We start from the raw sequence: 19919 nt of genomic DNA on the forward strand, positions 1-19919 counted from the left end.
TCCAGGCGGCGCCGGAGCGACTGCGCTTTGGCGTCAGCGCACCTTTGTGCCTTCCAGGCAGGCGCGAATGAAGTTTTCGCGCCTTCGCCTCCTCGGCTTCAAGTCCTTCGTCGAACCCGGCGAGTTCGTCATCGAACGCGGCCTGACCGGCATTGTCGGGCCGAATGGCTGCGGCAAGTCGAACCTTGTCGAGGCGATGCGCTGGGTGATGGGCGAAAGCTCATACAAGAACATGCGCGCGTCCGGCATGGACGACGTGATCTTTTCCGGCTCGGGAACGCGCCCGGCCCGCAACACCGCCGAAGTCACGCTGTTCCTCGACAATAGCGACCGGACCGCGCCCGCCGCCTTCAACGACGCCGATGAATTGCAAGTGTCGCGCCGAATCGAGCGCGAAGCCGGCTCGCTCTACCGCATCAACGGCAAGGAAGCCCGCGCCAAGGACGTGCAGCTTCTGTTCGCCGACCAGTCGACCGGCGCGCGCTCGCCATCCATGGTCGGACAGGGCCGCATCGGCGAACTGATCCAGGCCAAGCCGCAGGCGCGCCGCGCGCTGCTCGAAGAAGCCGCCGGCATTTCCGGCCTGCACACGCGCCGTCACGAGGCCGAGCTTCGGCTGAAGGCGGCCGAACAGAATCTGGAACGGCTGGACGACGTCGTCGGCGAACTGGAAAGCCAGATCGAAAGCCTGAAGCGCCAGGCGCGCCAGGCATCGCGCTTCAAGAACCTGTCGGCCGATATCCGCAAGGCGGAAGCCACGCTCTTGCATCTGCGCTGGACCTTGGCCAAAACCCAGGAGGGCGATGCGCGGTCGGCATTGGCGGTTGCCACAGCTCTGGTCGGCGACCGCGCCGCCGCCCAGATGGCTGCCGCCCGTGAGCAAGGCATCGGTGCCCACCGGCTGCCCGATCTGCGCGATGCCGAGGCCGCCGCGGCTGCCGCCTTCCAGCGCCTGTCGATCGCCAAGGCGCAGATCGAGGAGGAGGCAGGCCGCATCCGCGCCCGCCAGGCCGAACTCGAGCGCCGGCTGCAGCAGCTCGACGGCGACATCGCCCGCGAGGAGCGCATGGTCCGCGACAATGCGGATATTCTTGAGCGCCTGCGCGAGGAAGAAGCCACGCTCAACTCAGACAATGCCGGCGCCGCCGAGCGCGAAGCCACGACGCGGGCCGCTTTCGAGCAGGCCGGCGCAACGCTTATAACAAGCGAAGCAAAGCTCGCGGCGCTGACCGCCGAACGAGCAGAGGCCGCCGCCTCGCGCAACCAGATCGAGCGCACGCTGCGCGACACCGCCGAACGCCGCGATCGCTTTGCCCGCCAGCTGGCCGATGTCGACCGCGAGCTATCGGAGATCGTCTCGAAAGTCGCCGGCCTGCCCGATCCCGCCGAGAAGCGCGCTTTGGTCGAGGACGCGCTCGCCCGGTTGGAGGAAGCCGAGGCCGGCGCCATTGCTGCCGAACAGGCGGTCGCCGAGGCGCGCGCCACCGAGAGTGCCGCCCGTCCGCCGCTGCAGGATGCCAGGGCCGAACTCGCCGGCATCGAGACCGAAGCCCGCACGCTGGCCAAGATCCTCAATGCCGCCAGCGGCGATCTTTTCCCGTCGGTGCTGGAGCAACTCAGCGTCGAACGCGGCTATGAGACGGCCCTTGGTGCTGCGCTTGGCGAGGATCTCGACGTGCCGCTCGACCGCAGCGCGCCGGTGCACTGGGGCGAAAGCCAGGTTCAATCAGGCGATGCGGCCTTGCCGGAAGGCCTCAAGAGCCTCGCCAGCGTGGTGCGCGCGCCTTCGCAGCTTGCCCGACGGTTGGCGCAGATCGGCATTGTCGACACCTCTGACGGCCGCCGGCTGCAGGCTCTGCTCGCTCCCGGCCAGCGGCTGGTCAGCCGCGACGGCGCGCTGTGGCGCTGGGACGGGCTGACCGCCAGCGCCGATGCACCGACCGCGGCCGCGCAAAGGCTGGCGCAGAAGAACCGGCTGGCCGAGCTCGATGCGGAGGCGGTACAGGCGACGCAGATCGTGCGCGAGGCCGAAGCCGCCCTTGCCCAGGCCGAACAGGCACTCCGCCAGGCGAGTGAGGCCGAACGCAATGCCCGCCAGGCCGGGCGCGATGCCCAGCACGGCCTGGACGCCGCCCGCAACGCCTTGGCCGAGGCCGAAAAGGCCGGCGGCGAATTGGCAAGCCGCCGCGCCGCGCTCGACGAGGCGCGCGCGCGCATCGTCGACAGCCATGAAGAGACGGCCGCCGCCTTCGCCGAGGCCGAAATGCTGCTGCAGGACGCCCCCGATCTCGGCGACCTGCAACTTCAGCTCGAACAATCCGCCGCCAATGTCAGCCGCGATCGCGCAACCTTGGCCGACGCGCGCGCCGTCCATGAAGGCCTGCGCCGCGAAGCCGAGGCGCGCACGCGCCGGCTCGACGCCATCGGCGCCGAGCGCAGCAACTGGTTGCAGCGGGCCGAAAACGCCTCGACGCAGATTGCCTCGCTGGGCGAGCGCAGGGCCGAGGCCGAGGCCGAGCGCGAAACGCTGGCCGACGCCCCCGACGAGATCGACGCCAGGCGGCGCGCGCTGCTGTCGCAGCTGACCGAGGCCGAGACCTTGCGCAAGGCGGCCGCCGACCGTTTGCAGGAGGCCGAGAACAAGCAGGCCGAGCTGGACAAGGCCGCCACCGCGGCCATCCAGTCGCTGGCCGATTCCCGCGAAACCCGCGTCCGCGCCGAAGAGCGATTGACCGCCGCCGATGAGCGCCGGCTCGAGGTCGAGGCGCGCATCCAGGAAACGCTGAACACGCCGCCGCATCTGGTCATTCGCCATACTGGCCTGGAAGCCGACAGCCCGATGCCGGAAATGGCCGAGATCGAGCGCCAGCTCGACCGGCTGAAGGTTGAGCGCGAGCGGCTCGGCGCCGTCAATCTGCGCGCCGAGGAAGAGCAGAAGGAATTGTCGGACCGGCTGGAGACCATCGTCTCCGAGCGCGAGGACATCATCGAGGCGATCCGCAAGCTCAGGCAAGCGATCCAGAGCCTGAACCGCGAAGGCCGCGAACGGCTGCTTGCCGCTTTCGAGGTGGTCAACGGCCATTTCCAGCGGCTGTTCTCGCATCTGTTCGGTGGCGGCACGGCCGAACTGCAGCTGATCGAATCCGACGACCCGCTCGAAGCCGGGCTCGAAATCCTGGCACGTCCGCCCGGCAAGAAGCCGCAGACCATGACGCTGCTGTCCGGCGGCGAGCAGGCACTGACGGCGATGTCGCTGATCTTTGCCGTGTTCCTGACCAATCCGGCGCCGATCTGCGTGCTCGACGAAGTCGACGCGCCGCTCGACGATCACAATGTCGAACGCTTCTGCAACCTTATGGACGAAATGGCCGCGACCACCGAGACGCGCTTCGTCATCATCACCCACAACCCGATCACGATGGCGCGCATGAACCGCCTGTTCGGCGTGACCATGGCCGAGCAGGGCGTCAGCCAACTGGTCTCGGTCGATCTGCAGGCCGCCGAGGCGATGCGCGAGGCGAGCTGACGCAGCATGCTTTGTTGATTTCGTCGGCGATGGCGTCGATCCGACTGTTGCAATAGGACCGTCGCCCTTGCGACCTGCTTGCGACGCGCATTCTGTAAGGTTCGAAGAGAAGGAATTTAAGCGCCACCTGAGAGCGAACGCCAAAGCCCACATGCAAAGCGCCCGGCCAACGCGAAAGCGATGCCTACAAGGCGCAGATGGCAATAGGCTCCGACCGCAATTCAGCTGCCACGTTTATCGGAAGCCCAGGAAGCTCAGTATCGCAATCACGATAACGACTGCTCCGATGAGCCAGATTATGTTGTTCACCGTATCTCTCCCGAACTAGTTGCTGGGAGTGAACTCGTAAGAGCCTACTAATGTTCCCGCATTTTCTGCGTCGAAACAAAATGGCGGCCATCGCTTCGTCGATTGCCAGACCAAGGTCCGAACAGGGTATGACTGAAGTCCTGACGTCGGAGCCATAGGCCTGAAGGCGGGCAACCTATGCCCTCCCGATACATTGGAACCGGGCTGCCGAGCATGAGTCCCTTCATCGGTGGTCAATCGGGTGCCCGCCATTCCTGAGAGGTTAGCGGGCACCCGATTGTCGTGACACCGCCAACGGCGTGCGTTTCAATAGCGAGGCTAACAGTGACCTTTGTCCAGAGATCTGTGCGTGACGGCGCAACCCGACCCGCAAACGACAACGACAGTCCTGCGGAGGTTTCTTCCGTTCTTGACCTCATACCATCGGCTGACGACGACAAGGTCGCTGAGCTTGTCAGGCGAACAGAGCGCCTGGCAATCGCAGTGGTTATCGGAATCGCGGTTCTGCTGATCTTGGCGCCGGTGGTTTACCTTGCACTTTCTTACGGGATCTGAGACGGCCCGACTTAGGCGATCTAAGATGGCCTGATTGGTCTCGTAAATCTCACAAATTGTGCCGACGGTCTTCCTCGCAAGACAAGTGTTTCCCGTCACAGATCAGGAGATCGAACGCGACGACATGGAATGGTCGTGCGCAGCGCTGCTTTGTCGAGTTGCGTAACCTTGGTGGTCGGCTTGAAAGAGCGTGCTCACCAGAATTTGCCAACAAGAGCTGTTGTTGCAATTCCTTCCTTCACACGCCGTGTTGCGCGGGAGCAGCCGTCACTGATCGCGCCCGTGGACCAACGACGCTACTCGGAACCAAAGGGATGGGACGCGGTTATCCCCGCGAAGGGATAATTAGCAGATGGAGATATTACAATGAAAACAATGATCGTGAGCGCCTTGGCGCTGTTCATTGCCATGCCGACGATAGCTCCGGCAGCCGAAGCTGACGTGGTCATCACGACCCACCATCGACATCATCACAGGAGCGTAAAGGTCATCAATGACCAGGGTCAACGCCTTCATCACCGCAGACACGGCACGGTTGCCTTCTACGACCACGGCCGCAGACATCATCGCCGGGATACGGTCATCGTGACCGGCTCGATCGAGCGCAGCCATCATCGCTATTATCGACATCATCGGCATCATCCCGTCGTCATCCAGGACGACAACGATTACTGATCCTCTCCGCACGGCCCCGGCTCTGTCAACGGAGTCGGGGTCGCGTGGGAGTCAGATAGCTCCTGACGGCAGCCATCGACAAGGTCGGTAAATCATTGATTCCAAAGGCATGTGATTTGGCTGGGGCGCCAGGATTCGAACCTGGGAATGTCGGTACCAAAAACCGATGCCTTACCACTTGGCGACGCCCCAGCAAACGAGCTTTGCCCGCTGCGCGCGGCCTTATAGGACGAGCGGCACGAAAGCTCAATGCCGAGTTGGCCACTGTGCAAAACTGATCCACCGCTTGGCGCGGGGACGCGCTATTCGCCCCAGACCGCCAACTCGTTGCCAGCGGGATCGGTGAAATGGAACCGCCTGCCGCCCGGGAACGAGAATATCGGCTTGACGATCGTGCCGCCGGCGCTTTCGACAACGTCGAGGGTTGCTTCCAGATCCTGCGAATAGAGCACCGGCAATGGTTTCGCCGGAGCCTCGCCTGCATCGGCCTGGAAGCCGCCATCGAGCCCTTCGCCGAAGGCTGAATAGGTCGGCCCGTAATCGGTGAACGACCACGAGAAGGCGGCGCTGTAGAAAGCCTTGACGCTGTCCAGCGTTGCGCCCGTCGCGGGCAGTTCGAGATAGTCGAGTTTTCCGTTGAGTTTCATCACGCTGCTCCCAACTTGTTCCCTATATGTTCTATATCCTGGGCAGCGATCCGGCAAGTCTTTTCGACGCAGCTTTTGCTTAATCGATTGTAGTCGCCGGGCTTCGCTGCCACACCTTGCCTTTCGCACTGCAGCATAATAACGCTCGGGTCGGAACGCGGGGGAACCGGGTCTTGGCCCCGGTGTTCTATCTTCCGAGGACTTGGAGGGCGAGCATGACCAAATGGGTCTACACCTTCGGCGATGGCGCCGCGGAGGGACGTGCGGGCGACCGCAACCTTCTCGGCGGCAAGGGCGCCAATCTGGCCGAGATGTGCAGTCTTGGCCTGCCGGTGCCGCCGGGCTTCACCCTCACCACCGAAGTCTGCAACGCCTATTATGCCAACGGCAACAGCTATCCGGCCGCGTTGAAGGCCGACGTCGTCAAGGCGCTGGACCATATCGGGCAACTGACCGGGCGCCGTTTCGGCGATCCGTCGAAGCTGCTTCTGGTCTCGGTCCGCTCCGGGGCCAGGGCCTCGATGCCGGGCATGATGGACACCGTGCTCAATCTCGGCCTCAATGACGAGACGGTCGAGGCGCTGGCAGCCGATTCCGGCGATGCCCGCTTTGCCTATGACAGCTACCGCCGCTTCATCCAGATGTATTCCGATGTCGTCATGGGTCTCGACCACGAAGTGTTCGAGGAAATCCTGGAGGACCAGAAGGCGAGCCTCGGCCACGAGCTCGACACCGAACTGACAGCGCAGGAATGGCAGAGCGTCATCGCCCTCTACAAGGCCAAGGTCGAGGAGGAGCTCGACAGGCCGTTTCCACAGGACCCGCACGAGCAGCTGTGGGGGGCGATCGGCGCGGTGTTTTCCAGCTGGATGAACAACCGCGCCATCACCTACCGGCGCCTGCACGACATCCCGGAAAGCTGGGGCACGGCGGTCAATGTCCAGGCCATGGTGTTCGGTAACATGGGCGAGACGTCAGCCACTGGCGTCGCCTTCACCCGCAATCCCTCGACCGGCGAAAAGATGCTCTATGGCGAGTTCCTGGTGAACGCGCAGGGCGAGGATGTCGTAGCCGGCATCCGCACGCCGCAGAACATCACCGAGGCGGCGCGCATTGCCGCCGGCTCGGACAAGCCGTCGCTGCAGAAACTGATGCCGGACGCGTTTCGCTCCTTCGTCGACATCTCCGACCGCCTGGAACAGCACTACCGCGATATGCAGGACCTCGAATTCACCATCGAGCGCGGCAAATTGTGGATGCTGCAGACGCGTTCCGGCAAACGCACCGCCAAGGCGGCGCTGAAGATCGCCGTCGAGATGGCGCGCGACAAGCTGATCACGACGGAGGAGGCGGTCGCCCGCATCGATCCGGCCTCGCTCGATCAGCTGTTGCATCCGACCATCGACCCCAAGGCCGCGCGCGATGTCATCGGCGTCGGCCTGCCGGCTTCTCCGGGCGCGGCGACCGGCGAGATTGTTTTCTCCTCGGGCGATGCCGAGGATCTGAAGACGCAAGGTCGCAAGGCAATCCTGGTGCGCATCGAAACCAGCCCCGAAGACATTCATGGGATGCATGCTTCGGAAGGCATCCTGACCACGCGCGGCGGCATGACCAGCCACGCCGCCGTGGTCGCGCGCGGCATGGGCAAGCCTTGCGTTTCGGGCGCCGGCTCGCTGCGTGTCGACTACAAGGCCGGCACGCTGATGTCGATGGGCCAGACCTTCCGCAAGGGCGACATCATCACCATCGATGGCAGCAACGGCCAGGTGCTGAAGGGCGCCGTGTCGATGCTGCAGCCGGAACTGTCGGGCGATTTCGCCGCCATCATGGAATGGGCCGATGCGGTGCGCCGCATGAAGGTGCGCACCAATGCCGAGACGCCGCTCGATGCGCGCATGGCGCGCTCCTTCGGCGCCGAAGGCATCGGCCTCTGCCGCACCGAGCACATGTTCTTCGACGGCGAGCGTATCGTCGCCATGCGCGAGATGATCCTGGCCGATACCGAGAAGGACCGCCGCACCGCGCTTGCCAAGCTGTTGCCGATGCAGCGCTCGGATTTCCTCGAACTGTTCGAGATCATGGCCGGCCTGCCGGTGACGATCCGGCTGCTCGATCCGCCGCTGCACGAATTCCTGCCCAAGACGGAAGCGGAGGTGGCGGAGGTCGCCGCCGCCATGAACGTCTCGCCCGACAAGCTCAGGCAGCGCACCGAAGCCTTGCACGAGTTCAACCCGATGCTCGGCCATCGCGGCTGCCGTCTCGCCGTCTCCTATCCCGAGATTGCCGAGATGCAGGCGCGCGCCATTTTCGAGGCAGCCGTCGAGGCCGGCAAGAAAGCCGGCGCGCTGGTCGTTCCCGAGATCATGGTGCCGCTGGTCGGCCTGGTGAAGGAGCTCGACTACGTCAAGGCGCGCATCGATGCGGTCGCCAAGGCTGTCATGGACGAGACCGGCGTCAAGATCGACTATCTCACCGGCACGATGATCGAGCTTCCGCGCGCGGCGATCCGCGCCCACGTCATCGCCGCTACGGCCGAGTTCTTCTCCTTCGGCACCAACGATCTCACCCAGACCACTTTCGGCATCTCGCGCGACGATGCGGCGTCCTTCCTCGAGACCTATCGGCAGAAAGGCATCATCGAGCAGGACCCGTTCGTCTCGCTCGACATCGAGGGCGTCGGCGAACTGGTGCGCATGGCTGCCGAGAAGGGCAGGGCGACGCGGCCCGACATCAAGCTCGGCATATGCGGCGAACATGGCGGCGATCCGGCCTCGATCCGCTTCTGCGAAGAGGTCGGCCTCGACTATGTCTCGTGCTCTCCCTACCGCGTGCCGATCGCAAGATTGGCCGCAGCCCAAGCCGCGGTGCAGATTGCCAAAACAGCAGTGCCGCGCCCCAAAAAGAGCGCCGCGGCATCCTGATTTCGAAATAGTCCTTTCGGTATCAATGAAACGGCCACCCCTGCGTGGCCGTTTGGCGCTAAGCTTACGATTTTGTAAGCAAATTCACGCCGATGTGCGCGGCCCAACACGCAATCCCGACATCGTTTCTGCCCAATTTCACGGCCCCCCAACCCGCCCGGTGCCGAGAAAAAGATGTTACAGATTTCGCCCAGACCCTTCCGCTCGATCCTGATTATCCAGACCAAGTTCATCGGCGATATTGTTCTGTCCTCCACGCTCGCCAAGAACCTGCAGCTCGAATATCCCGGTGTCAGGATCGTCTTTCTCTGCGAGGCGCGCCTCGCCAGTTTCGTCACCGCCCACGGCATCGCCTCGGAAGTCGTGACCTTCCGCCGCGCCGCCATGCGCGGCACCCCGCTGGAGCGTGGGCGCGAGCTCTATTCTATGATCAGCAAGCTGCGCCAATTCCGTTTCGACCTGACCATCGACCTTACCGATTCAAAGACATCGCGGCTCATCGTCAGGTTCCTCAACGCCAGGACCCGCATCGGCTACAATCCTCCGGAAAGGCCGCTGCGCTGGCATGAGCGCCAGCCCGCCAATGTCTTTGCCGAGCCGTTCGGTTTTGGCGAACGTCACTATCTCTACCGCTACCTTTCGCCGCTCGAGCCGCTCGGCGTCGGCCTGCGCGTGCGGGTGCCGTCGATTCGGCCATTGCCGATGGAGACGGCGAGGGCCCAGGCATTGCTGGACAAACACCATTTGCGGCCAAACGGCTTTGTCGCGGTGCATGCCGGCGCCAGTTTTCACGGCCGGCGCTGGCAGCATGAACGCTTTGCCGCCGTGATCGACACGATTTCGCGCGAAACCGGACTGGATTTCGTACTCGTCGGAGGCCCTGACGAGCGCAAGCCGGCCGAGCAGATCCTCGCCAGTGCCGCGTCGATCGTCAACCTCGTCGGCACGCTGTCGCTGGAAACGCTGCTGGCGGTGTTGCAGCAGGCGCGGCTGTTTGTCGGCAATGAGAGCGGCCCCATGCACATGGCGGCAGCGGCCGGAACGCCGGTTGTCGGCCTGTTCGGCCTGACCAGCCCGGCCGTCTGGGGACCGGTCGGCGTGCCCAGCCTCGCCTTGCAGCCATCCATGCCGTGCAATTGCGTGGCGGGCAGCCTGTGCAATCCGCTCGATCCCAGCAAGGCCTGCTGTGTCTGGCGCCTCGAGGTCGAACCGGTCGTTGCGGCTGTGCGCGAAGTCCTGTCACGCACGCATGTGGAACTGGAACACGCCGTCTGACGGTGCGCGGCGGTCAGATTGTCGGGATATCAGCTTTCTCACGGCCACTATCCCGATTTCCGCCTTGTTGCGGGTCGTGGGATGCGGCTATGACAGCGCCCATTCTCAGACAAGACAGGCATCCCTTGCAAAAGCTGTTTTGCGCCTTGGCGCTATCTATCCTGGCCGTGTCCTCGGCCCAGGCCGCGCCGCTTGTCGAGCCGACGCTGCATCTGAAGGCTGAGGATAGTGTGTCGGCGCTGGTGGAGAACCGGATTCCGGCGACGATCTTCGTCACCGGTATCTGGCTGAAGCGCAACGCCGCCGTCGTCGAGATCATGCGCGCGCATCCGGACCTGTTCGAACTGGAAAACCATGGCGGCCATCACATCCCGGCCGTCGACACGCCGCGTAAGATCTATGGCATCCGCAGCGCCGGCAGCCCGGAAGCGGTGCGGGCCGAAGTCGAATCGGGCGCTGCCGCTCTCGCTGGCACCGGCGAGCCGGCGCCGAAATGGTTTCGCGGCGCGACCGCCGAATACAGCCCGTCGGCTATCGCCATGATCCGCAAGCTTGGCTTCAAGGTCGCCGGCTTTTCGATCAACGGCGATGGCGGCTCGTTGCTCGGCGCAAAAGAAACTGCCCGGCGCATCGCCGCCGCCAAGGATGGCGATGTCATCATCGCCCACATCAACCAGCCGACCCACGCCGCCGGTGAGGGCGTCGTGCAAGGTCTGCTCGCGCTGAAGGCCAAGGGGCTGACGTTCGTGCGGCTGGATGACGCGGACGGTGTCGGCAACGACGGGACGACTGATTAGGATTAGGCGGCGGCAGGCGGTTTCATCGCCTTTGGACTAACGTCGCCGACGTTTGAGACTAGCCGAGGCCTCTAAACTCGTCATCCCGGGATGAAAACAGGAGCGAAGCTCCGTCGCGAAGACCCTGGGATGACGAAGCGAGCAACGGCGGCTTGAGTCGCTTGCTCAGGCCGGTGCTGCTTCGATCGTCACCCTGTTGGGATAGAAGGCGCCGTGGTCGCGAATCTCAGCCATTTCGTCGAAGGGCTGCTCATAGCCCCACATTGCGTCCTTGCCGGTCTCGCCGGCCCGCAGCACGCTCCAGTAGCTGGCGTCGCCCTTGTAGGGGCAGTGGGTCGACAGGGTGGTTTTGCCGAGCTGGGTGAAATCGATGTCTTCGAAGGGGATGTAGAATGCCTGGGGGTAGGGCGGTTCGGACAGAAGCTTCGCTCGCGTCGATGAGGCGATCACCGTATCGCCGGCACGCACGACCACGGTGCCGCGATAGGGTTCGACGGTGATGACCTTGCCGGGATTGCTCTGAAAGCCGGGGGCGGGGTTGGCGATCTGGTCCATGCGGGGTTCTCCTTGTTCGATTGGGAGCACAGTCCGATTGAGAGAGTGCGGGGTTGCTTCCCATGTCCCTAAAATGTGTCTGGAGAACTCGTTGCGCAAGCCTTCGCCAGTAGGCCAGAGCTGGCCTTCCGATCACTAAAAACGATCCCGCGTGGAATGCTAGGCTGCGGTCTTGAACACGTCCATGAGGCCGGCATAGGCCGCGGCAATACCGGCTACCGGGTTGGTGCTTCTTGACGTCGTCTCGACCTTCAGTGGGCCGCCGCCTGTCGGCAAGGTGAGCAGCAGGAACTGGCGATTGCCGCCATCGCCGATCGATGCGGCGGCGACATGCTGGCCTTCGCCTTCGTTCTGGACGCACATTTTGAACAGCAGCGTGCCGCCGACCGCTTCAAGGGCGCCGCCGACCACCTCGACGAATTCGTCTTCGGAGACCTTTTTGGCCTCCGGCACGAGATCGGCCAGACTTGCGGCAAGCGTGTCTTCAAGCTCTTCGTCGAGTTGAATATCGTCCAACTGCACGTCTTGGGCCCCGCTGTCAGCCAGCTGCCTGTCGTCGATCTGCCTGTCGTCGATCTGCCTGTCGTCGATCTGCTTGTCGTCGAGCTGCGTGTCCATGCGAACCTCTTTCAGTCGCCAATCCGCACCCCTACCCCGTTAACGAACCTTAACGTCGACGATGGCCGGATTGTGGCGGTTTTCCCCGCCTTTCGATCACTGCTTGCTTCAGCCGTTAACGGTTGGAGACGTCATGGCTGGACAATCCGTCCGTTCGTCCCACAATGGAACAAAAGACGGGAAAAACGAGGAAGCAATGGGAGGAACCAGATGCTCGGACTGATGCAGGAATGGCCGCTGCTCTGCCACAAGCTGATCGACAATGCCGAGCGGCAGCACGGGACGCGCGAGATCGTCTCGCGCTCGATCGAAGGTCCTGTCGTTCGCACCACCTATGCTGAAGTTCATCGCCGCGCGCTCAAGGTCGCTCAACGGTTGGAGCGCGATGGCTTTGTGCTCGGCGACCGCATCGCGACCCTGGCCTGGAACACGGCGCGCCACATAGAGGCCTGGTACGGCATCATGGGCATCGGCGCCATCTACCATACGCTTAACCCGCGTTTGTTCCCCGAGCAGATCGTCTGGATCATGAACAATGCGCAGGATAGAGGGATCTTCGTCGACCTGACCTTCATGCCGCTGCTGGAAAAGATCGCCGGCGCCGTCAAATCGCTGAAAAAGGTGATCGTCCTGACCGACAAGGCGCATCTGCCTGAAACGACGCTGCCGAATGTGGTTGCCTATGAGGACTGGTTGAACGAGGCCGATGGCGACTTCGCCTGGAAGGTTTTCGGCGAAAACACCGCAGCCGGCATGTGCTACACCTCCGGCACGACGGGCGATCCCAAAGGCGTGCTCTACAGCCACCGCTCGAATGTGCTGCATGCCATGATTGCTGCCATGCCCGACGCCATGGGCCTCTCCGCGCGGGACACGATCCTCCCCGTCGTGCCAATGTTCCATGCCAATGCCTGGGGCCTTGGCCAGAGCGCGCCGATGATCGGCGCCAAGCTGGTCATGCCCGGTTGCAAGATGGACGGCGCCTCGATCTACGAGCTGCTCGACACCGAGAAGGTGACCTTCAGCGCCGCCGTGCCGACCGTCTGGATGATGCTGCTGCAGCATCTGGAAGAGACCGGCAAGAAGCTTCCCTATCTCAGCAAAGTCGTCATCGGCGGCTCGTCCTGCCCGCGCGCCATCACCAGGAAATTCCAGGACAATTACGGTGTCGAAGTCATCCATGCCTGGGGCATGACCGAAATGTCACCGCTCGGCACGCTGTGCACCATGAAGCCGCAGTATCAAGCGCTCGAGGGCGAGGACCGGCTCGATATCCAGGGCAAGCAGGGCTACCCGCCCTTCGGGGTCGAGATGAAGGTGACGGATGACGACGACAAGGAACTGCCTTGGGACGGCAAGACCTTCGGCCGGCTGAAGGTGCGCGGTCCAGCCGTCGCCAGCGCCTATTATGGCGGCGTCGGCGCCGAGCAGTTCGACAAGGACGGCTGGTTCGACACTGGCGATGTCGCCCATATCGAGTCCGGCGGCTACATGCAGATCACCGATCGCGCCAAGGACGTCATTAAGTCGGGCGGCGAGTGGATATCGACCATCGACCTGGAGAACCTCGCCGTCGGCCATCCCGATGTCGCCGAGGCCGCGGCGATCGGCGTCCATCATTCGAAATGGGGCGAGCGGCCCTTGCTGGTCGTGGTCGCCAAGCCCGGCAAGGAGCCGAGCAAGGCCGATATACTGGCGTTCATGGACGGCAAGGTGCCGAAATGGTGGATGCCCGACGACGTCGCTTTCGTCAGTGAAATCCCGCACACCGCCACCGGCAAGATCCAGAAGATCACCTTGCGCAAGCAGTTCAGCGACTACCGCCTGCCGACGGATTGACCGGGACCGTGCGTTTCCTTGACCTTCAAGCTACCGGCGGCAAAAACGTTAGGGCAGGGGATGTTCAATTTGAGCATCCTTTGCTCTAAGCGTCTGTGCGGGTTGGGGCGGTGCTGAAGACAATGGAAATTGACGAGCGGCAGACATCGAAGGCGGCCGGCTGGTCGCGGCGCACGGGCGCTTTTGCCCTGGTCCTGCTGCTCACCGTGCTGGCCGGCCATCATTTCGAACTGGTCGAAACGCCGGCCTTCCTGTGGGTGCTGGCGATCGTCGCCTTGCTTGCCGCGTTCGCTTTGCTGTTTGCCGGCCTCGCTTTGTCCCGGCTGTGGCATTTCGGTGACCGTGGCGGCCGCGACCTCTCGGTCGGCGCCCTGCTGGCGCTGCTGGTGCTGACGCCCTACGGCTTTGCCACCTATTTGGCGGCGACCACGCCGCCCCTGAGGGACATCACGACGGACCTCGACAATCCGCCAGTGCTCGACACCAGCGACCGCACCAAGGACATGAACGTGCTCGCGCTGCCAACGCCGGGCGAAGCGCGCCTGCAGGCCGACGCCTATCCGCTGGTCACCGGGCATAGCTACAATCTGCCTTTCGAAACCGTCGTCGACGCCGTTGAAACCGTGCTCGACCGCCGCGATTGGCAACTTACTGCGCCATATCCGGTGACGGACGGTCAGGACGAGGTGACGATATCGGCCGTTGCCCGGAGCTTCGTGGTCGGCCTGCCCGCCGACGTCGCCATCCGGGTCAGCAATGACGGCGACACGATCGTCGTCGACATGCGCTCAGCCTCCCGCTACGGCCGCTACGACCTCGGCGACAACGCCGCGCGGATTGTGGAGTTTCTGGCCGAGCTCGACCGGGAGGTCGCGGGGCAGGTGGGTGCCGCGCCGGCTGAATAGTTCTCTACCCCACTGGCACAAAAACGCCGTCGATGGCCGGGTCACCCTGGGTAGCAACCAGGCCGCGCGCCACCAGGTCTTCGAGATGGGCAAGCACCGACAGGCCGGCGGCGCCATGCAGGCGTGGGTCGGTGTCCCGGTAGATAGCCTTGACCATGTCCGGGATCGTCCGGTCGCTGTCGCGGATCCGCTCGAGGATCGCCCGTTCGCGCATCTTGCGATGGGTCTTGAGGCCGCGCATGAAGCTGCGCGGCGCGGTCACCGGGCCGCCATGGCCGGGCAGCAGCAGGCGATCGCCGCGCGCGATCAGCCTGTCGAGCGAGGCCATGTAGTCGGCCATCCCTCCGTCCGGCGGCGCCACGATCGATGTCGCCCACGCCATCACATGGTCGGCTGAAAACAGGATGCCGGTGCCTTCGAGCGCAAATGCCGCGTGATTGGCGGTGTGGCCCGGCGTCAGCACCGTCCGGATCGTCCAGTCATCGCCCTCGACCAGCGCATTGTCGGGCAGCGCGATCTCCGGGACGAAAACCGTGTCGGCGCTGGCGTCGAGCGGGTTGATCTCGCCGATCCGCAGCGGCCTTGCCGGGCGGTGCGGGCCTTCGGCCAGTACAATAGCGCCGGTGTGCGCTTTCAGCCGGGCGGCCAGCGGAGAATGGTCGCGATGCGTGTGGCTGACGAAGATATGGCTGACCGGCCGGTTTGCGATCACCTTGAGCAGCGTCTGGAAATGCGCCTCGTCATCGGGGCCGGGATCGATCACCGCCAGCGTATCGCGCCCGACGATGTAGCTGTTGGTGCCGTGAAAGGTGAACGGGCTGGGGTTTTTGGCGGTGACGCGCAAGACGTCCGGCGCAACGGTGACGCCCTCGCCATAGGCCGGATCGAAGCTGGTGTCGAATTTGAGCGCCATGGCGGTGTCGTTGAATCTCTGTTCAGGAAGACGGCAAAACTGATTGCCGCATAACACGGAAGCCAATATAGAAAAACGCAAGGCCGCGATCTGCGGCAATCCGGATTGGGGAAGACCATGGCACTTGCAACGACGATGCGCCCGCTTGTTTCTCTCGCTTTGCCCCAGGAGGGCGCGCAGCGCCTGGCAACCCAGCTTTTGCTGGCGATCGCCGGAACGCTGCTTTTGACCCTGTCGGCCAAGACGAAAGTCGTGCTCGGGCCGGTCGACATCTCGATGCAGACGCTGGCCGTCCTGCTGATCGCCACCGCATTTGGCCTGCGGCTTGGCGTCGCTACCCTGCTTCTCTACATGGCCGAAGGCGCCATGGGCTTCCCGGTCTTCCAAAGCACGCCTGAAAAGGGCATCGGCATCGCCTACATGATCGGCGGCACCGGCGGTTATCTCGCCGGCTTCGTCGTCATGGCGGCCATTGTCGGCTGGGCCGCCGACCGCGGCTGGGACCGCCACCCGATCAAGTTGTTCAACGCCATGCTGGTCGCCGAAATCGTCATGATGGCCATGGGCTTTGCCTGGCTGGCCACCCTCATCGGCGTGGAAAAGGCGTGGCAGTTCGGCGTTTTGCCGTTCGTCCTCGGGGATTTGATCAAGGTTGCGCTCGCCGCCAGCCTGGTGCCGGCGGTATGGTCGCTGCTGCCCAAGCAGCCCTGAAACGGAGGCTTTTTCCACCGAACTTTACGTGAATAAAAGAGTGTAAAACCGGGGGTACGGCTTTTTGCGGCAACAGCGTCCGGTCGCCTATGCAAGATCAAGATTTCACTGAAATCAGACTTTATGGCGAGGTCATCATCAGCCGCGAGAGAGATATCGCGCCAGAGTTTTCCGACTACGACATCGACGCCCCCTTGCGACTGGATACTGCTGCCAACCTCGCTTTTCCGGATGGAACGATGGGCGTCAAAGGGTTCCGAAAGGAGCGCGATCAGGGTCGCCTTACCACAGAAATGATCGCCAACAAGGAATATACGCCTTGGCCGCGATCGAGCGCATGAGAGAGGTATGTCGCGTCCAAGCAAGGGAACCCGTCTCGCATGGCCGGAATTGCGGCGCAGATGGTCAGCGACTTCACCGGCGCAGAGACGATCGATCCAGATTTGCTGGATTGGATCGTGCGGAACTAGGCGCACTCAGCGCCACGGGAACAGCGTTTCGGTTCGGTTCCTGAGCGAAAGGGGGATACGCAGACCATCGCCATCGGCAATTTGAAGATGATTGAGCTGAAGACGCGATGGCGACCATTGCAGCAGCCAGCGCCTAAACCAGGCGTTGGCCCAGACTTCGAAGCCATAGTGGATAGCCAGCCCCCAGGCGGTCGCAAACGAGAGCATCAACAAAAGCCCAAGGTGGGGCTCTATCACCTCGTACCAACGCCAGTACCAAATCGGCCATTTGAAAAAGCTCCCCTGCACGACAAGATGCGCAAGGTAGATCGCGTAGCTAGCTGCACCCAGCATCTGAAATGGTCGCCCTCGCATGAAGACCCGACCTTCGACCTCTGCGGCGGCAAGCCCAAACACGAGGAAGAAGGCCCCGGCTCCCCACATGGAAAAAATGACGTTTCGCGACTCACCGACGAAGGCTGTCGTCGAAAGGATTAGTATCGCCAGGGCAAAAACGAGATACGCCAGCCATAGCCGCGTCACGGCGCAGTTCTGGATGGTCGATGCGATGATTAAGCCGCCACAGAACTCCAAGATAACCGGAGATCCGGAAAAGCCAAGGACCGCCGCATCGGTCGATAAGTTCACGTAAACCATCAGCACGAAGACAGAGATCAGAATGGCCGCGCCCCTTACCCTGGTGCCAACTATGCCGGAAACCACCACGACCGCGAATGCTATGTAAAAGAACATTTCGTATTCAAGAGTCCAGCCGACCCCCAGCGCAGGTAGCTGGCCTGTGATAGGCCTCTCGAGGAACAGTAGTGAGCGGCCCAATTGCGGCCATGTCCACACTTGGGAGGCCCAACAAACATAGGCGAGGGTCATCACCCAATAGAGCGGGAGGATTCGGGATACCCGTTTGGCCATGAAATCATAGACACCGGCAGCGCCAATCTCGAACCGCTGTAAGCCTATGACAAAGCCGGAAACCACAAAGAATATGGGCACGCCAACGGCGCCAAAGACTCCCACATTTCCGTAGGAGAAAAGCCAGGGGAGATCGCCGCCGACCAGTTTGTGGATTGAACCATAGACGCCGTAGTAGTGATGCACGACGACGAGCAGTGCCGCGATCCCGCGCAGCCCTTGAATAGATAGAAATACTTTCGGCACAACTCCTCCCGAGAGCTTCCGTCTTTTCAGAAGTTTTTCGCATCCTTTGTGGGCAACAGCAATCGAGAGACAACTCCTATGCACTGTTTCGTGCAAGCGCGTCCGCCAGCACGCGCGGCGCGCTTCACTCGCAACTCGCGCTGTTTAGAGGTCCGGTCATCTTTAAACCCCACGTCGGACATTCACGCACGAACATCGTCAGCAGAAACGAGACAGACCAATCCCTTCGACCATTCATGGCAAGGCAAGCGCCCTCGTCAGTTCGACAACACTTGAGCAGAACAGTGCTGTGCTCGCCGCGACCTTCTCTACCGCGCGCTGTGACAGTCGCCAACAAGATGACTACGAGTTCTGGTTCCGGGTTTTCGAGGGTCACGTACTGCGACCGGAATGTGATTGAACGGAAGGCACCTAGCCCGCTATCTTTTGATGAGGGCGTAGCAAATCTGTTTCGCGATTGACCGATTCGGACGAACGGGGATGATCCTAGACGCTGCCCGAGCCGGAAGATTGACAAGCCATTGCTTGAAACCTAAGCACGGGCAACTTGTTGTCAGGGCGGGGGCCTCGGTTTTCAAGGAGAGCTTGTTGAAAGGAATTATCCTTGCAGGAGGCAGCGGCACCCGTCTCTATCCGCTAACATTAGCGGTCTCTAAGCAAATCCTGCCGATATACGACAAGCCTATGATCTATTATCCGCTGAGTGTGCTGATGCTCGCGGGTATCAGACAGATTTTGATCATCTCAACTCCACGTGACTTACCCACTTTCCGGGAATTGCTTGGCGACGGCTCGGAGTTCGGCCTTGAGCTCTCATATGCCGAACAGCCGCGGCCCAACGGGCTTGCCGAGGCCTTCATCATCGGCCGCGACTTCATCGGCAAGGACAATGTGTCGATGATCCTCGGCGACAACATCTATTTCGGCGAGGGCCTGTTGCAGCTCTGCCGCGCTGCCGCGCAGCGCGAAAGCGGCGCGTCGGTGTTCGCCTACCATGTCGAGGATCCGCAGCGCTATGGCGTGGTGTCGTTCGACAAGCTCACCGGCACCGCTTTGACGATCGAGGAAAAGCCGGAGAAGCCGAAGTCCAACTGGGCGGTCACCGGGCTCTATTTCTACGACAACGATGTCGTCGACATCGCTTCGACGATCAAGCCCTCGGCGCGCGGCGAGCTCGAGATCACGGCGGTCAACAACGTCTATCTCGAGCGCGGGAAATTGCACGTGCATCAGCTTGGCCGCGGCTATGCCTGGCTCGACACCGGCACGCATGACAGCCTGCATGAGGCCTCGTCCTTCGTGCGCACCATCGAGCACCGCCAGGGCATCAAGGTTGCCTGTCCTGAAGAAATCGCTTTCGAGCAGGGCTGGCTGACCGCCGACAAGGTGCTTGAGCGCGCCACGCGCCTGGGCAAGAACGAATACGCCGCCTATCTGCGCCGGCGTGTCACCGAGCTGACGGAGAACTAGAGTGGACTTCAGGCAGCTTGGTCTTGATGGCGTGCTCGAGATCGTGCCGAAGCGGCACGGCGATGCGCGCGGCTATTTCATCGAGACCTGGAATGCCGAGCGCTTTTTTGAAGCCGGCATCGACCTGCGTTTCGTCCAGGACAATCACTCCTATTCGGCGGCGGCAGGTGTCGTGCGGGGGCTTCACTATCAACTGCCTCCACGCGCGCAGGACAAGTTGCTGCGTGTGATCCGAGGCAAGATTCTCGACGTGGCGGTCGACATCCGCCGCAGCTCGAAAACCTTCGGAAAATGGGTCGCGCTCGAAATATCGGCCGAGAGAGGCAACCAGATCCTGGTGCCGAAGGGTTTCGCGCACGGTTTCGTCACGCTCGTGCCGGACACCGAGGTTCTGTATAAGGTCACCGACACCTATTCGCCGGCGCATGATCGATCGATCCGTTTCGACGATCCTGATATCGGCATCGATTGGCCGTCGCCGGCCGGCGCCTTCGAGCTCTCGGCCAAGGACCTCAAGGCGTCGGCGCTTGCTGAGGCCGAGGTGTTCGCATGACGCGCGACGATGTGAGGAGAGCGCC

The 19919-nt window shown here is 62.7% G+C and carries 16 protein-coding genes and 1 tRNA gene; 11 read left to right on the forward strand and 6 right to left on the reverse strand.

The window, feature by feature from the left end; all coding sequences use genetic code 11:
* Positions 1-67: 67 nt before the first annotated feature.
* Positions 68-3526 carry a chromosome segregation protein SMC gene (gene smc, locus NKI15_RS23310; RefSeq protein WP_352887179.1) on the forward strand — a complete coding sequence of 1153 codons (3459 nt, stop codon included), beginning with the start codon at positions 68-70 and terminating at the stop codon, positions 3524-3526.
* Positions 3527-4756: 1230 nt separating this feature from the next.
* On the forward strand, positions 4757-5065 hold the full coding sequence (locus tag NKI15_RS23315) for a hypothetical protein (protein ID WP_023670691.1): 309 nt from the start codon (positions 4757-4759) through the stop codon (positions 5063-5065).
* 117 nt (positions 5066-5182) lie between these two features.
* On the opposite strand, the gene NKI15_RS23320 is transcribed toward NKI15_RS23315, so the two are convergent.
* Positions 5183-5257 (reverse strand) — tRNA-Gln (locus NKI15_RS23320).
* Between the two features lie 110 nt (positions 5258-5367).
* Entirely contained in the window at positions 5368-5712 is a 345-nt protein-coding gene (locus tag NKI15_RS23325; protein ID WP_023687172.1) for a VOC family protein, read from the reverse strand.
* A gap of 215 nt (positions 5713-5927) precedes the next feature.
* On the opposite strand from NKI15_RS23325, the gene ppdK reads away from it, so the two are divergent.
* From ppdK to NKI15_RS23340, 3 genes are all read left to right on the forward strand, one after another.
* Complete coding sequence (ppdK, locus tag NKI15_RS23330) at positions 5928-8633, forward strand: pyruvate, phosphate dikinase (RefSeq protein ID WP_352514494.1); 2706 nt, start codon at positions 5928-5930, stop codon at positions 8631-8633.
* A gap of 174 nt (positions 8634-8807) precedes the next feature.
* Entirely contained in the window at positions 8808-9908 is a 1101-nt protein-coding gene (locus tag NKI15_RS23335) for a glycosyltransferase family 9 protein (protein WP_352514495.1), read from the forward strand.
* Between the two features lie 89 nt (positions 9909-9997).
* Positions 9998-10705: a polysaccharide deacetylase family protein gene (locus NKI15_RS23340; protein WP_352514496.1), complete on the forward strand. Its 708-nt coding sequence runs from the start codon at positions 9998-10000 to the stop codon at positions 10703-10705.
* A gap of 165 nt (positions 10706-10870) precedes the next feature.
* Here NKI15_RS23340 and NKI15_RS23345 read toward each other — a convergent pair whose 3' ends face one another.
* Both NKI15_RS23345 and NKI15_RS23350 read right to left on the reverse strand, forming a co-directional pair.
* A complete protein-coding gene (locus NKI15_RS23345) occupies positions 10871-11260 on the reverse strand; it encodes a DUF427 domain-containing protein (protein WP_352514497.1) in 390 nt (129 codons plus the stop codon).
* 159 nt (positions 11261-11419) lie between these two features.
* A complete protein-coding gene (locus NKI15_RS23350) occupies positions 11420-11776 on the reverse strand; it encodes a hypothetical protein (RefSeq protein WP_023743686.1) in 357 nt (118 codons plus the stop codon).
* Positions 11777-12088: 312 nt separating this feature from the next.
* Between NKI15_RS23350 and NKI15_RS23355 the strand changes: the two genes are divergently transcribed.
* Positions 12089-13717, forward strand: coding sequence for a fatty-acid--CoA ligase (locus tag NKI15_RS23355; protein ID WP_352514498.1), 1629 nt, complete (start codon positions 12089-12091; stop codon positions 13715-13717).
* 122 nt (positions 13718-13839) lie between these two features.
* Positions 13840-14622 carry a DUF1499 domain-containing protein gene (locus NKI15_RS23360; RefSeq protein WP_023747531.1) on the forward strand — a complete coding sequence of 261 codons (783 nt, stop codon included), beginning with the start codon at positions 13840-13842 and terminating at the stop codon, positions 14620-14622.
* Between the two features lie 4 nt (positions 14623-14626).
* Here the strand turns inward: NKI15_RS23360 and NKI15_RS23365 are convergent, their stop codons facing one another.
* Positions 14627-15535: an MBL fold metallo-hydrolase gene (locus NKI15_RS23365; RefSeq protein WP_023747530.1), complete on the reverse strand. Its 909-nt coding sequence runs from the start codon at positions 15533-15535 to the stop codon at positions 14627-14629.
* Between the two features lie 117 nt (positions 15536-15652).
* On the opposite strand from NKI15_RS23365, the gene NKI15_RS23370 reads away from it, so the two are divergent.
* Together NKI15_RS23370 and NKI15_RS23375 are read left to right on the forward strand one after the other, a co-directional pair.
* Entirely contained in the window at positions 15653-16246 is a 594-nt protein-coding gene (locus NKI15_RS23370; protein WP_023705510.1) for a biotin transporter BioY, read from the forward strand.
* Between the two features lie 89 nt (positions 16247-16335).
* Positions 16336-16587, forward strand: coding sequence for a hypothetical protein (locus NKI15_RS23375; protein WP_023705509.1), 252 nt, complete (start codon positions 16336-16338; stop codon positions 16585-16587).
* A 135-nt stretch (positions 16588-16722) separates the two neighbouring features.
* Here the strand turns inward: NKI15_RS23375 and NKI15_RS23380 are convergent, their stop codons facing one another.
* On the reverse strand, positions 16723-17871 hold the full coding sequence (locus tag NKI15_RS23380) for an acyltransferase family protein (protein ID WP_023705507.1): 1149 nt from the start codon (positions 17869-17871) through the stop codon (positions 16723-16725).
* 588 nt (positions 17872-18459) lie between these two features.
* Between NKI15_RS23380 and rfbA the strand changes: the two genes are divergently transcribed.
* Positions 18460-19341, forward strand: coding sequence for a glucose-1-phosphate thymidylyltransferase RfbA (rfbA, locus tag NKI15_RS23385; protein ID WP_023705506.1), 882 nt, complete (start codon positions 18460-18462; stop codon positions 19339-19341).
* 1 nt (position 19342) lies between these two features.
* Positions 19343-19894: a dTDP-4-dehydrorhamnose 3,5-epimerase gene (rfbC, locus tag NKI15_RS23390; RefSeq protein ID WP_023705505.1), complete on the forward strand. Its 552-nt coding sequence runs from the start codon at positions 19343-19345 to the stop codon at positions 19892-19894.
* Positions 19895-19919: the final 25 nt, after the last annotated feature.

It is taken from the genome of Mesorhizobium sp. M0862, assembly GCF_040319795.1.
GTDB lineage: Bacteria > Pseudomonadota > Alphaproteobacteria > Rhizobiales > Rhizobiaceae > Mesorhizobium.